Source organism: Polaromonas aquatica, from assembly GCF_042659145.1.
Lineage (GTDB): Bacteria > Pseudomonadota > Gammaproteobacteria > Burkholderiales > Burkholderiaceae_C > Polaromonas > Polaromonas aquatica.
Genome location: NZ_JBHSRS010000083.1, coordinates 112,447 through 125,260, shown reverse-complemented (window position 1 = coordinate 125,260; position 12,814 = coordinate 112,447). Strand labels below are relative to the sequence as shown.

Here is a 12,814-nt window from a genome sequence, read left to right as displayed (position 1 = left end):
AGAAAAAACATGTCTTCAAACCCAAGCCTGCAGGAATTCAGGCAGCAGGTGCGTTCATTCGTCCGGAGCAAGCTGCCGGGCGACATTCGCGAGGCCGTGCGCAGCGGCCAGCCGGTGCCGCGTGAACGCTCGATCGCCTGGAACAGGCTGCTCGCTGAAGAAAGTTTGCTGGTGCCTCACTGGCCCAGTCAATGGGGCGGGGGCGGCTGGACGGTACAGCAGCAGATGGTCTTTGACGAAGAGATGTGCACCAACGATGCGCCCGAACAGAACTCCGTGACTTTTGACATGATAGGCCCGGTGCTGGTCCGATACGGCAACGATGCGCAGCGCGGGCGCTTCCTGCCGGCCATCGCGTCCGGCGAGCAGTGGTGGTGCCAGGGCTATTCGGAGCCGAATGCAGGCTCGGACCTGGCTTCGCTCTCCACGCGGGCGGAACGCCGCGGTGATCACTACGTGGTCAATGGTTCCAAGATCTGGACCTCTTACGCGCAGTACGCCGACTGGATGTTTTGCCTGGTCCGCACCGATGCCTCGGCCAAGGCGCAGCAGGGTATTTCCTTTATGCTGATTGACATGAAAACGCCGGGGATCACAGTACGGCCGATTCTCGGGATTCATGGCTGGGTGGTTTTTAACGAAGTGTTTTTCGATAACGTTTCGGTGCCGTTCGAGAACCTTGTGGGGGAGGAAAACCAGGGCTGGACCATTGCCAAGTCCCTGCTGGAATTCGAGCGCCTGAAACTGGCGCGCATTGGTGAGAACAAGCGCCGCATGGCGCGGGCGCGGGAGGCCGGCATGACGCATTGCGAGGCCGGCGTTCGTGTGGCCAATAGTTCCTGGTTCCGGCAGCGGTTTTCAGAACTCGAGGTGAGGCTGATGGCACTTGAGGCGAATGCCGGACGGTTCATTGCCCGGGCTCAGGCCGGCCATCCCATAGGCGCAGACGTCTCCATGCTGAAAATGCGCGGCAGCCAGCTGATCCAGCTGTGGGAGGAACTTACCGTGGATGCGCTCGGCTCTGCAGCCCTGTCGCATGATGCTGTGGACACGGCTGAGGGCCTGAGTGAGATTGCGGCGACTGCGTCGTCGCGACGTTTTTTGTCGCGCGGCTACACGATTGCCGGCGGGTCAAGCGAGATTCAACACAATATTTTGGCCAAGCAGGTACTGGGACTATGAGCGATTCAATGTTCAATGAAGAGCAGCAGATGCTGGCCGACAGTGCACGCCGTTACGTGGAGCGTGGATACGGTGCTGCTGAGCTGCAGGCTTCGATTGCCCATCCCGCCGGTTGCCTGCCGGAAAAGTGGAAAGAGTTCGGCGAGCTGGGCTGGCTTGGCATTGTTTTGCCCGAAGCCGACGGCGGTTTTGGTGGGTCGTTTTCCGACGTGTGCATTGTTTCGGAGGAACTTGGCCGTGGTGTGGTCAACGAGCCGTTTGTAGCGTCCGGTATTGCAGCCAACATGTTGCTGGCGGAGCTCGCTGTCGAAGACGTAAAAGCAAAATGGTTGCCGGGACTGATCGATGGCAGCCGCCGGGCGGTGCTGGCCTTCCTGCCGACAGGCAACGCGTACCGCATTCCATGCGCCGATGTGCGGGCACGCACTGTTGAGGGCGGATTCATTCTGGGTGGCGAGACCTCGCTGGCGCTGGGCCTTGCAGGCGCCGATGGCTATATGGTCCTGGCCCGTATGGATGACGGCCCGAAGATGGGCCTTTTCCTGCTGGACGCCGGCTTGCCGGGGTTGACGGTACGGCCTTGCGCCTTGTATGACGGGCAGGGCGCGGGACGGCTCCGCCTGGAGGATGTGCCGGTTGCGCACGCGCTGGACGTACAGGCGGAGCCCGCCATGCTGGAGCGCCTGGCGCGCTACATTGACGGCACCATCATTGCGCATTGCGCGCAGACGGTGGGGACCATGCAGCGTGCCTTCGAGATTACGCTGGACTACCTGAAAACAAGGCAGCAGTTTGGCAAACCCATATCGGCGAACCAGGTTGTGCAACACAGGCTGGTTGACCTTTTTGTGGAAATCGAGGAAGCACGTGCCTTGAGCCGCGCGGCCGCTGGAATTTTTGACGAGTGTCGCGGCGAGGATAACGGTGCGCGCCGCAAATACGCCGCTGCCGCCAAGGCCTGCGTGGCCCAGGTTGCCAAACACTGCTGGAAAGAGGCGGTGCAACTGCACGGGGCCATCGGCATGACGCAGGAATATGTGGTGGGCCAGTATGTCAAGCGCCTGGCTGCGGCCGCCACCCTTTACGGCACGGAAGAGGCGCAACTGGAAACGGTCGCCGACCTGACGTTTGACACTGTTCGTGCGTGAACAATTTTTCAACCATTGAATTTACCCATGCCTATTTCAAAACCTGGTTCTCAGCCGGTTCATACGGAGCGCAAGGCTGGCGTCCTGCAACTCACAATTGAGGTGCCCGCCTTGCGAAACTCGATAGCTGCCCCGGGTGTGCTGGAGGGCCTTCTTGCCGGGCTGGATGAACTGGAAAACGACAAGGAGCTGCACTGCGCCGTGCTCACGGGCGCGGGCGGCGCCTTTTGTTCGGGCGGCGACTTGCGGCAGCTCGCTGACACCTCCGAGGTTGAAACACGTGCCCGCATGCAGGCCAATGCATCGCTTTACCGCCGTATTGCCCTGTCGGAAAAGCTGCTGATCGCTGCGGTCGATGGCCCCGCGTATGGGGCTGGGTTGGGCCTGGCGACCTGTTGCGACCTGATTGTTGCCGGTGAAACCGCGCGCTTTTGCAGTGTTTTTGTCCGCGTCGGTGCCATGCCCGATGCCGGCCTGTTCTGGTCGCTTCCGGCCCGTGTTGGCGTCACGAAGGCGCGCCAGATGATGTTGTTCGCAGAAGAGATTGCTTCTGCCGAGGCGGTCTCTATTGGCCTGGCAGACCGTTGTGTCGAGTCCGGCTCTGCATTGCCCGCCGCCCATGAGATGGCCCAGCGCCTGGTGCGCGGGCCCGGCCGTGCTTTCAGCCGCATCAAGGCGGGGCTGCGTGAGGCTCCCATGGAAATGGAACAGGCGCTGGCGTTCCAGCTGGAACATGCGCCTGGCTTGTTCGCGAGCGAGGATTTCAGGGAAGGGGCTGCGGCTTTTTTTGAGAAAAGAAAACCTGTATTTAAAGGCTGCTGAGGTTCAACGATGTCGCAAACCAGACCCCCATTCCATGATGTCCAGGTTACGGATGAAGATGCACCCCTGAAAGGCTTGCGTGTCGTCGAATTCGGGCAATTCATTGCAGCGCCCGCTGCCGCCCAGGCCTTGGTCGATCTGGGTGCAGATGTCATCAAGATAGAGCCGCCTGCTGGCGATACCGCACGTGCAGCCGGGTGGACGCGGGATGCTTATGGCCCCATGTTTACCGCTTACAACCGTTGCAAGCGATCAGTGGTTCTTGATCTGCGCACTGAAAAGGACAGGGACCTAGCCCGCAAGCTGGCGTGTACCGCGGACGTGCTGCTGCACAACACGCGGCCGGGTGTGATGGAAAAGGCCGGACTGGATGCGGCCACGCTGATGAAGCTCGCGCCGCGCCTGATCTATGGCCAGGTCAGCGGATTCGGCCAGACAGGCCCGGCCAGTGTCAGGCCGGGGTTCGACATCGCCGCGCAGGCCGAAAGCGGCATGATGAGTCTTAACGGCCGCGGTGATGACGATCCGACACGCGTGGGATTTACGGCAGTGGATTCGATGGCAGCTCACGCGCTCACGATCGGCGTGCTGGCGGCACTTGTGCGGCGCTCGGTCAGCGGCCGCGGCAGCTTGGTGGATGTGTCACTGATTGATGTGGCGGTAGAGGCGCTGACCAATGTCTGGGCGGAGTACCGGTTGAGCGGCGTTCTGCCGCTGCGTTGCGGGAACGGCCAGCCCCGCGTGGCGCCTGCAGCCGATGTGATCACCACGGCCGATGGCATGGTGGTTGTTTCCGCATACACGCAAGAGCATTTCCCGCGCCTGTGCGCCGCGATCGGGCGGCCTGAGATGGCGTCCGATCCCCGGTTTGCGGAGAATGCCGGCCGTGTTCTCAATCGGGCTGCATTGCGGGTCGAGTTGGGCGAGGCCATGAGCCATATGACCTCCGATGCCTTGTGCGATCTGCTGACGCAGGCGGGCGTGGTGGTTGGCGCTGTTCGCACCATGGCCGAAGTTTTGCCTGGCAAGGCCGGCGTTTCAAATGATCTTTTTGTTGAAGTTGGTGCCGCGGGACGCGACGCCGTTCAAATTCCTGGCATGCCCCTGAAAATCGATGGTGTTGCCCGGCGGGGTGGTCAGCTGCCTGCCCTCGGACAGCACACGGCCGAGGTTCTCGCAGAACTGTTGGATGGGCCCCTGAACAGGTGAGGGGGCTTCATCGGTGCGGGCAATAGACCCCGTACCACCGGCTTCGGCCCTTGCATAAATGTCGCCAGTCATCTAAGGTGATCTGCCAGACGTTTGTTTCCACCGGAAGGCGGTGCCCCATGAATAAAAAAAGCTCCGTGGCGCGGCAAGCGCCTGCCCCGAAGCGGGTGGGTTTTACTTCCGGTTTCGGGGTGCTGGCCGCTACCCTGGGCTCAGCGGTCGGTCTGGGCAATATCTGGAAATTCCCCTATCTGACTGGCGCCAATGGCGGTGCGGGCTTTTTGCTGGTGTACCTGCTGGCGACCTTGCTGGTCGGGCTGCCGGTGATGATTGTCGAAATTGCGCTCGGACGCGAGGCCAGGGCCAACCCCATCTCCGCCCTGCAGGCGCTGGCACCCAGGCGGCAGCCGTGGTGGCTGATAGGCGCTGCCGGCATGCTGGCAGCATTTTTGATCCTGTCTTTTTATTCCGAAGTCGTGGCCTGGGTTTTTGCCTATGTGCTCAAGGCCATGCGCGGGTCCATCCTCAGCAGCGATCCGCATGTCACAGAGGCTGCTTTTAGCGCGCTGATCGGCGACCCGCTGCAATCGTTGTTGTGGCAATGGGGCGTATTGGTTTTTATAGGCAGCATATTGCTGATGGGCGTGACCAGGGGCATAGAGGCCTTGAGCAAGAAACTGATGCCCTTGCTTTTCCTGCTGCTGTTGCTTCTGTGTGCCGTCAGCCTGTCGCTGGACAGGGTGGTGGACGGCCTGGCATTCCTGTTCAAACCCGATTTCAGCAAAATGAGCGCGGCGGTGGTGCTGACGGCCGTTGGATTGGCATTCTTCAAACTGTCGGTAGGCATGGGCACCATGCTGACATATGGCAGCTATTTTCGCGATGACCAGAACATACCGGTCACGACATTTTGCGTGATGAGTGCGGATCTGTGCGTCTCCATGCTGGCCGGCATTGCCATTTTCCCGGCGGTATTTACGTTCGGCTTTGCGCCGGCAGCAGGGCCGGCGCTGGTGTTTATCACCATCCCGGCAGTGTTTTCCCGGATACCCATGGGGCAGTGGCTGATGGTCGTGTTTTTTGTGCTGGCTGCGGTCGCTGCAACCGGCGCCATGCTGTCGATGATGGAGGTGCCGGTGGTCATTTTGCATGAGCGTTTTGGCCTTTCGCGTACCAGTGCAATCCTGCTGACCATTGTGCTGCTGGTTTTTTCGGGTGCAGCTTGCGCGCTGAGCAACAGTACCCTGGCCAGCTTCAAGCTGTTTGGCCTGAACCTGTTTGACCTGTTCGATTTTGTGTCGTCGAACATCATCCTGCCGGCCGGAGGCATTTTTATTGCCGTGTTTGTCGGCTGGGTCTGGGGCAGGGACAAGTTCAGGCTGGCGCTCTCCAATCATGGCCAGCTGCACAATGAAAAACTGGTGGATGTGGTGTTTTTCCTGCTGCGTTATGTCTCGCCGCTATTGATCCTGATTGTGATGCTCAAGGGCCTGAATCTTTTTTAGCCCTTGCCCAGTACCTGGTGGCATGTGCAGTTGCCCCAGGCGTAGAGGTGCAGGTGGTGCGCCCAGTCGCGCAGCGTGGCCCAGGCGCCGCCAGTGGCTACTTCGTACGGCGTGAGGCCGAACATGCCCAGGCTGATGGATGGTTCCCTTGAAACCACCGAGTGCCAGGTGCGTTTGGGAATGAAGAGCGCATCACCGGCTTCGACGCGTGCATAAATGCCGCTGGCTTTCTCAAACGACGCGAGCTCTTTGGGCTGCTCCGGCAGGCGCGAGACATTGATATCGCTGAGTGTCGCGCCCCAGTCATATTTTTTGGCCGGGCACAGGTGCGGGCTTTGGTCCGGCGGGAAGAGGATGAACTCCTTGGTGCCCCTGAACTGGCAAAACCAGTTGTGCGGGAAGTCGTTGTGCAGGCCGGTCACGGTGTTGGCCGGGCCCATGAAGATGTATTCCCAGGTCAGGCGTCTGTCCAGCGCGGACTTGTCGGGCCACAGGCTTTTGATCAGCAGTTCCTTGCGCAGGGCCGGGAATTTTTCAAGGATGTCCCACTGCGCCAGGTACAGCGTCGTGGGTTTGAAGGACTGCATGTGCACCCAGTTCAAATGAAAGCGCTCGCCTGGATTTTTCCGGATGTGTTCCAGCCTTTCCACGGTCAGCAAACCGGCCTGCGGGTCTGGTGTTTTCCGCGCCGCCTTGCCGAGCTCGCGCAGGTAAGGCGCCACCGGCAAAAATGGCCTGCCTTTGGTCACGCCTTGTTCCACCAGGCCATCCGTGAATTTGACGGGGGCTTCCGATGCATCGCTTTCACAGAGATCAGCCAGCGATTCGAAGGACCATTGCCGGAACGCGGGCCAATGCTTCACGCCGCCCTTGACCAGCACTGGCCTGTCAAAAGGTCATTGCCTGCCGGCTGTTTTTAAGGCATCCCAGGTGGTTTCTTCAATCAGCTCAAAGCCTGGGCCTGCGGGCACGATGGTGGGGGCCGTGGTGACAGGCTCTGCCTCAATCGGCAGTTCGCCCATCATCAGCGTTGCATCTTCTATCGGCATCAGCATGGCGGCAATACTGCTTGGCGTTATTTGACCAGTAGCGAGTTGATACCCTGCAGGTCATCAGGCGTCAGGGTGCCGTTGGCTTGCCGCAGCCGCAAGCTGCCCAGCAACACGTCGTAGCGGGCTCGGGCCAGGTCGCGTTTGGTCTGGAAGAGCTGGCTTTGCGAGTTGAGCACGTCGATGTTGATGCGTACGCCGACCTGGTAGCCGAGCTTGTTGGCGTCCAGCGCGCTCTGGCTTGACAGCTCGGCGGCCTCCAGTGCCTTGACCTGCCCCTGGCCGGATAGCACACTGAAGTAGGCGGTACGTGTGTTGAGGGCCACGGCGCGCCGCGTGCCTTCCAGGTCGCTGCGCGCCTTGTCCTTGAGCGACAGGGTTTCCCTGACGCGGTTTTGTGTCGCAAAGCCTGCGAACAGCGGCACATTCAGCAGCACGCCAATGGTGCCCGTGTTGTTTCGTGTTCCTAGGTTGCTCACGGTCGTCCCCGAAGGACTGTGGGTGACGTTGTAGCTGGCGTTGAGGTCCACGGTTGGCTTGTGGCCTGCCTCTGCCTTGTTGACCTCAAGGTCGGCAATGTCGAGATTGCTTTGGGCCTGGCGGACGCCGGGATGCACCAATGCCGACTGGTCCACCCATGTATTGACGTCGGCGGGCACCACGGGCGGCAACGCCACCGGGACGATCAGGCCTTTGGGCTGTGCTTCGGGCCTTCCGACCAGGGTGTCGAGCGCGAGTTTCCTGACGCGCAAATCGTTTTCGGCCGCGATTTCCTGGGCAACTACCAGGTCGTAACGCGCCTGCGCTTCACGGGTGTCGGTGATCGTGGAGGTTCCCACTTCAAAATTGCGCTTGGCAGAAGCGAGCTGCTCGGCCACGGCGACTTTTTGCGCACGCACAAATGTCAGGGTGTCCTGTGCTGCCAGCACGTCAAAGTAGGCCTGGCTGGCACGCACGATCAGGTCCTGCTCGGCTGCATCAAGTTGCGCCTTGGCCAGGTCTACCTGTCTCAGGCCCTGTTCGTAGGCCGCCCAGTTGGCAGGCCGGTACAGGGGTTGCGAAGCCGTGATCGTGGCGTTTTCCGTGCTGAATCTGCGGTCCACGGCCGGATTGTTGTTGCTGAAGTTGGAGCTTGAGACCCCGGCGGACAGCCCGGCCGTTGGCAGGATGCCGGCTTTGGCCTGGTCTGCCTTTGCGAGGTTGGCGTCGTACTGCAGCCTGGCCGACTGGTAGCTTGCATCAAAAGCGCGGGCGGACTCATACAACTCCACAAGGCTTTGCGCCTGTGTCTGCGGGGCGAAAGCCATCAACACCGAGGCGAGGGCCAGCGACAGGGGCTGCAGCCTCGGCCGGGCCGCGCAGGCCGCGGGAGCCGGGGGCATCGGCAGTTTTCTGGGCGTTGTCATAAAAGTCCTGAAAAGATTGAGTGTGCGTTGGCAAATAAAAACAGAGGCAAGCAGATCGGGCGGCTCCGCCGGACAGAATCAATAGCGCGGAACGCCCGGGTCGACCTGTTGCGCCCATGCATCGATTCCGCCCTGGAAATTGACGACTTCGGTAAAACCGTGTTGCTCCAGAAAATTCCCCACTTGCAGGCTGCGCATGCCGTGATGGCACAGGCAGGCAATGGGGTGTCCGTTGCCGTAGCTGGCCTCCAGTTCGGCGACGCGTGCCGGAACTTCGCGCATGGGAATATGCAGCAGGGTAAAGCCGTCCGGCTTGACCGATGCTGTCTGCAGCTCCCACGGTTCGCGCACGTCGAGCACTATGGGCAGGGCTGCGGGCGTGCCGGAAAGACCGGCTTGGGCGCTGTCGCGCCAGGCCGCAAAGCTGGAAGGGTTCAATTGGGGGATCATCAAAGCACTCTGGTGAATGGGCTTATGCCGTGTTCAAGTCGCGTTTGCTCAAAAATCAAAAGATGAATTTCGAAGGCTCGGGGAAATTGAGCAGTTGCGGCGCCACCGTATCCCAGGCCTGCGTGGTGCGCCAGGCGTCCTCTGCCACACGTGTGATGAGCGTGGCACGCATGACCGGTTCGGTACCGACGATGGCGCTCAGGCGGCCGCCGACCTTGAGCAATGACAGCAGCGCAGGCGGCACTTCCACCACGGAGCCGCTGAGCACAATCACATCAAAAGGCCCGCGCAGCGGGTCGCTGCCCGATACCGATTGGGCCAGCTTGGCGGCGCCGTCGCCGGTGCGTACTTCCGCGTTGTAGATGCCGGCTTTCTGCAGGTTGTCGCGTGCGGTCTCGGCCAGCGCGCTGTCGATTTCAATGGTGATGACCTGCTGGCCGCGGTGCGCCAGCAGCGCCGCCATGTAGCCGGAGCCGGTGCCGATTTCCAGCACCTTTTCGTGCTTTTGAACGGCCAGGTCCTGCAGGATGCGTGCCTCGACCTTGGGCGCCAGCATGCACTGGCCAGGGTTCTTCTGCAGGTCGGAGGTCAGGGGGATCTCCATGTCGACAAACGCCAGCGCCTTGTGGGCCAGCGGAACGAAATCTTCGCGCTTGACCACCGCCAGCAGTGAAAGGATCTGGTTGTCCAGCACTTCCCAGGGGCGGATTTGCTGCTCAATCATGTTGAAACGGGCTTGTTCGTAGTTCATGGCGGACCTGTGGTTTGGCGGGGAAAAGTAAGGGGAGGACATACGGGAAACCTTTAATTTTAGTCGTGGCCCGTGACACCTGCGGACACCCCGGAAGCGGCCTTGCGGCCGGCTTTGGGGCCGAACTTGCGCTTGAACCATTGCGCCAGGTCGTCCATATAACAATAGGTTACGGGCACCACCACCAGGGTGAGCAGCGAGGAGGTGATCACGCCGCCAATCACGGCCTGTCCCATGGGGGCGCGCTGCTCCGAACCTTCGGTCAGTGCAAAGGCCAGCGGGATCATGCCGAAAATCATGGCCAGGGTGGTCATCAGGATGGGCCGCAGCCTGACTTTTGCGGCCATCAGCAGTGCTTCGCTGCGTTCCATGCCGGGGATGCGGCGGCCGTCCGTGTCCGTCCGGTCTTCCCTCATGCGGATGGCAAAGTCCACCAGCAGAATGGCGTTTTTGGTGACCAGCCCCATCAGCATCACGATGCCGATGATGGAGAACATCGACAGTGCCGAGCCAAACAGCAGCAGGGCCAGCACCACGCCAATCAGCGTCAGCGGCAGCGAAGTCATCAGGGCCATGGGCTGCAGGAAGCTCTTGAACTGGCTGGCCAGGATCATGTAGATGAACAAAATCGCCATGACGAGCGCCGAGACGGCATAACCGAACGATTCGGCCATGTTTTTGGTGGAGCCGCTGAACTGGTAACGGTAGCCCGGCGGGAAATTCATGCTCTCCAGTCTGGCCTTGATGTCGTTGGAGACTTCACCGGCCGAGCGCTTGTAGACGTTGGCATTGACGGCGACCTCGCGCGCAAGGTCGCGCCGGTTGATCTGGTTGGGGCCGGTGGACTCGCTCACGCTGGCCACCTGGCTGAGCCGCACGATGCGCGAGGATCCGTCGGCATTGCTGCCCATGGTGCTGCTCATGAAGGGCAGTCGTTCCAGGTCCTGCGGCGAATTGCGGGCGTCAGGTGCCAGCCGTACATTGACGTCGTAGGTCTGGTCGTCGGGCGCGCGCCAGTTGCCCACGGTTTGCCCGGCGACCAGCGTACGCAGGGAGGCGGCGATTTGCGCAACAGACAGGCCCAGGTCGGACGCGGCATCGCGCCGCACATCGACCTGTATCACGGGCTTGTCCGCCTTGACGCTGGAATCCAGGTCTACCAGCCCGGGGATGTCGCGGATTTTGTCGCTGGCCTGGCGCGCCAGGCGTTCAAGTTCTTTCAGGTCCGGGCCCTGTATCGAAAACTCGACCTGCTTGCCGCCGCCCACGGAGTCGAGCAGGCCGACGTGCGTGACGGTGATGCCCGGCACCTGTTTGAGGCGGTCGCGCAGCAGGCCTGACAGTTCGTCCGCGCTGCGCGTGCGTGCCTTGCGGTCGACCATGCGTATGTACACGCTGGCGTACATCTTGCCCTGCGCGTTGCCGGTGTTGAGGGTTGCCAGGGTGTATTTCACCTCGGGGTACTCGCGGATGATGGCTTCCACCTGGCGCGCCTTGTCCTCGGTTGCCTCCAGCGACGAGCCGACGGGTGTGTAGAAGTTGAGCGAGGTTTCGGAGAAGTCGGCCTTGGGGACAAACTCGGTGCCCAGCAGCGGTACCATGAAGAGGCTGGTGATGAAGATCGCCAGGGCCAGGCCCAAAGTGGCCAGCTTGTGCATCAGCGACCAGCGCAGGATGCCCTGGTAGCTGTTGCTCAGGGACTCGGTGGCCTGGTCAAACCAGCCGGTCACGCGGCCTATGGTCTTGTCATAGAAGGTCACGGGCGGGCCGCGTTTGCCATGTGTTTCTATGGACGGGTCGTGCCAGATGCTGGACAGCATGGGGTCCAGCGTGAAACTCACAAACATCGAGATCAGCACCGCCGCCACGATGGTCACGCCGAACTCGTGGAAAAACTTGCCGATGATGCCGCCCATGAAGCCAATCGGCAGGAACACCGCAACAATGGAGAACGTCGTGGCCAGCACTGCGAGCCCGATTTCCCTGGTGCCGTCCATGGAGGCCTGGTAGGGACCCTTGCCCATCTGCACATGCCGCACGATGTTCTCGCGCACCACGATGGCATCGTCAATCAGCAGGCCCACGCACAGCGACAGCGCCATCAGCGTGATCATGTTGATGGTGAAGCCGAACATGTTCATGAACAAAAAGGTGCCGATGATGGAAATCGGCAAGGTCAATCCGGTGATGACGGTGGAGCGCCATGAGTTGAGGAACAAAAACACGATCAGCACCGTCAGCAAAGCACCTTCGATCAGCGTGCGGCGCACGTTTTCAACCGCCACGCGGATGGGGCGGGCGCTGTCGGTGATCAGTTCCAGCCGCGTGCCCGCGGGCAACTGGGGCCGGATGTCGGCGACGGCCTTGTTCAGCCCGTTCACGACGTCTATGGTGTTTTCATCCTGGGCTTTTTGCACCGATACCAGCAGGGTGCGCTGGCCGTTGTAGAGCGCCAGGCTGTCGATTTCCTGCGCGCCGTCGGCGATGCGGGCAACCTGTTCCACGGTGACGGCCGCGCCGTTTCCGCCGCCCTTGCGCGCCACGATGATCTTGCCGAAGTCTTCGGGCCGTTTCATGCGCGCATCAATCTTGACCACGCGCTCCTGCGCCAGCGAACGGATGGCGCCCACCGGCAGGTCCTGGTTCTCGTTGCGCACAGCATTGACCACCTGGTCGGCCGTGATGCCCAGCGACTCCATGGCTTGCGGGTTGAGGTAGATATTGATCTCGCGCTTGGTGCCGCCCACCAGCGTGATGGAGCCCGTGCCGCGCACGTTTTCAAGGCGTTTTTTCAGCACCTGGTCGGCCCAGTTCGTCAGCTCGACGGCCGACATGCTGCCTTTTTTTGGATCAGGCAAAACGGCTATCGACCAGATGGCCTTGCTGGCGGGGTCAAAGCGCAATACACGCGGCTCCTTGACTTCGTCCCTCAGCGTGGGCCGGATGGCCGAGATTTTTTCACGCACGTCTTCGGCGGCCTTGCGCCCGTCAACGTAGAGCTGGAATTCGATGATGACGACCGACTGGCCTTCATAGCTGCGCGAGGTCAGGGCGTTGACGCCGGCAATCGAGTTGACGCCTTCCTCGATCTTTTTTGTGACTTCGCTTTCAACGATTTCCGGCGATGCCCCGGGATACTCTGTTGTGATGACGACCACCGGCAGGTCGATATTCGGGAACTGGTCTACCTGCATGCGCTGGTAGGAAAAAAGACCAAGGACCACGATGGCCAACATGACCATGGTGGCAAAAACCGGATTTTTCAGGCTGACCTGCGTGAACCACATGCTGC

11 protein-coding genes are annotated in these 12,814 nt (G+C 61.0%); 5 read left to right on the top strand and 6 right to left on the bottom strand.

Annotated elements, in window-relative coordinates; all coding sequences use genetic code 11:
- The first annotated feature begins 9 nt into the window (after positions 1-9).
- The 5 genes from ACFQND_RS19765 (at position 10) to ACFQND_RS19745 (ending at position 5,866) form a co-directional block, all read left to right on the top strand.
- Positions 10-1,182 carry an acyl-CoA dehydrogenase family protein gene (locus ACFQND_RS19765; RefSeq protein ID WP_371438098.1) on the top strand — a complete coding sequence of 391 codons (1,173 nt, stop codon included), beginning with the start codon at positions 10-12 and terminating at the stop codon, positions 1,180-1,182.
- Entirely contained in the window at positions 1,179-2,330 is a 1,152-nt protein-coding gene (locus ACFQND_RS19760; RefSeq protein WP_371438097.1) for an acyl-CoA dehydrogenase family protein, read from the top strand. Before ACFQND_RS19765 ends, ACFQND_RS19760 begins: the two co-directional genes overlap by 4 nt.
- Positions 2,331-2,357: 27 nt before the next feature.
- The gene (locus tag ACFQND_RS19755) at positions 2,358-3,152 is read left to right on the top strand and encodes an enoyl-CoA hydratase/isomerase family protein (protein ID WP_371438096.1); all 795 of its coding nucleotides are present in this window, start codon (positions 2,358-2,360) and stop codon (positions 3,150-3,152) included.
- Between the two features lie 9 nt (positions 3,153-3,161).
- Positions 3,162-4,361 carry a CaiB/BaiF CoA transferase family protein gene (locus ACFQND_RS19750; protein ID WP_371438095.1) on the top strand — a complete coding sequence of 400 codons (1,200 nt, stop codon included), beginning with the start codon at positions 3,162-3,164 and terminating at the stop codon, positions 4,359-4,361.
- 119 nt (positions 4,362-4,480) lie between these two features.
- Positions 4,481-5,866, top strand: a complete 1,386-nt coding sequence (locus ACFQND_RS19745; RefSeq protein WP_371438094.1) for a sodium-dependent transporter — start codon at positions 4,481-4,483, stop codon at positions 5,864-5,866.
- Here the strand turns inward: ACFQND_RS19745 and ACFQND_RS19740 are convergent.
- From ACFQND_RS19740 to ACFQND_RS19715, 6 genes are all read right to left on the bottom strand, one after another.
- Complete coding sequence (locus ACFQND_RS19740; RefSeq protein ID WP_371438093.1) at positions 5,863-6,747, bottom strand: cupin-like domain-containing protein; 885 nt, start codon at positions 6,745-6,747, stop codon at positions 5,863-5,865. The two genes, ACFQND_RS19745 and ACFQND_RS19740, sit on opposite strands and share 4 nt — an antisense overlap.
- 15 nt (positions 6,748-6,762) lie before the next feature.
- A complete protein-coding gene (locus ACFQND_RS19735) occupies positions 6,763-6,921 on the bottom strand; it encodes a hypothetical protein (protein WP_371438092.1) in 159 nt (52 codons plus the stop codon).
- 20 nt (positions 6,922-6,941) lie between these two features.
- Positions 6,942-8,297, bottom strand: coding sequence for a TolC family outer membrane protein (locus ACFQND_RS19730; protein ID WP_371438091.1), 1,356 nt, complete (start codon positions 8,295-8,297; stop codon positions 6,942-6,944).
- Positions 8,298-8,399: 102 nt separating this feature from the next.
- Positions 8,400-8,771: a rhodanese-like domain-containing protein gene (locus ACFQND_RS19725; protein WP_371438090.1), complete on the bottom strand. Its 372-nt coding sequence runs from the start codon at positions 8,769-8,771 to the stop codon at positions 8,400-8,402.
- A 55-nt stretch (positions 8,772-8,826) separates the two neighbouring features.
- Positions 8,827-9,522 carry a protein-L-isoaspartate O-methyltransferase family protein gene (locus tag ACFQND_RS19720; RefSeq protein ID WP_371438089.1) on the bottom strand — a complete coding sequence of 232 codons (696 nt, stop codon included), beginning with the start codon at positions 9,520-9,522 and terminating at the stop codon, positions 8,827-8,829.
- Positions 9,523-9,581: 59 nt separating this feature from the next.
- On the bottom strand, positions 9,582-12,809 hold the full coding sequence (locus ACFQND_RS19715) for an efflux RND transporter permease subunit (protein WP_371438088.1): 3,228 nt from the start codon (positions 12,807-12,809) through the stop codon (positions 9,582-9,584).
- Between the last annotated feature and the right edge of the window lie 5 nt (positions 12,810-12,814).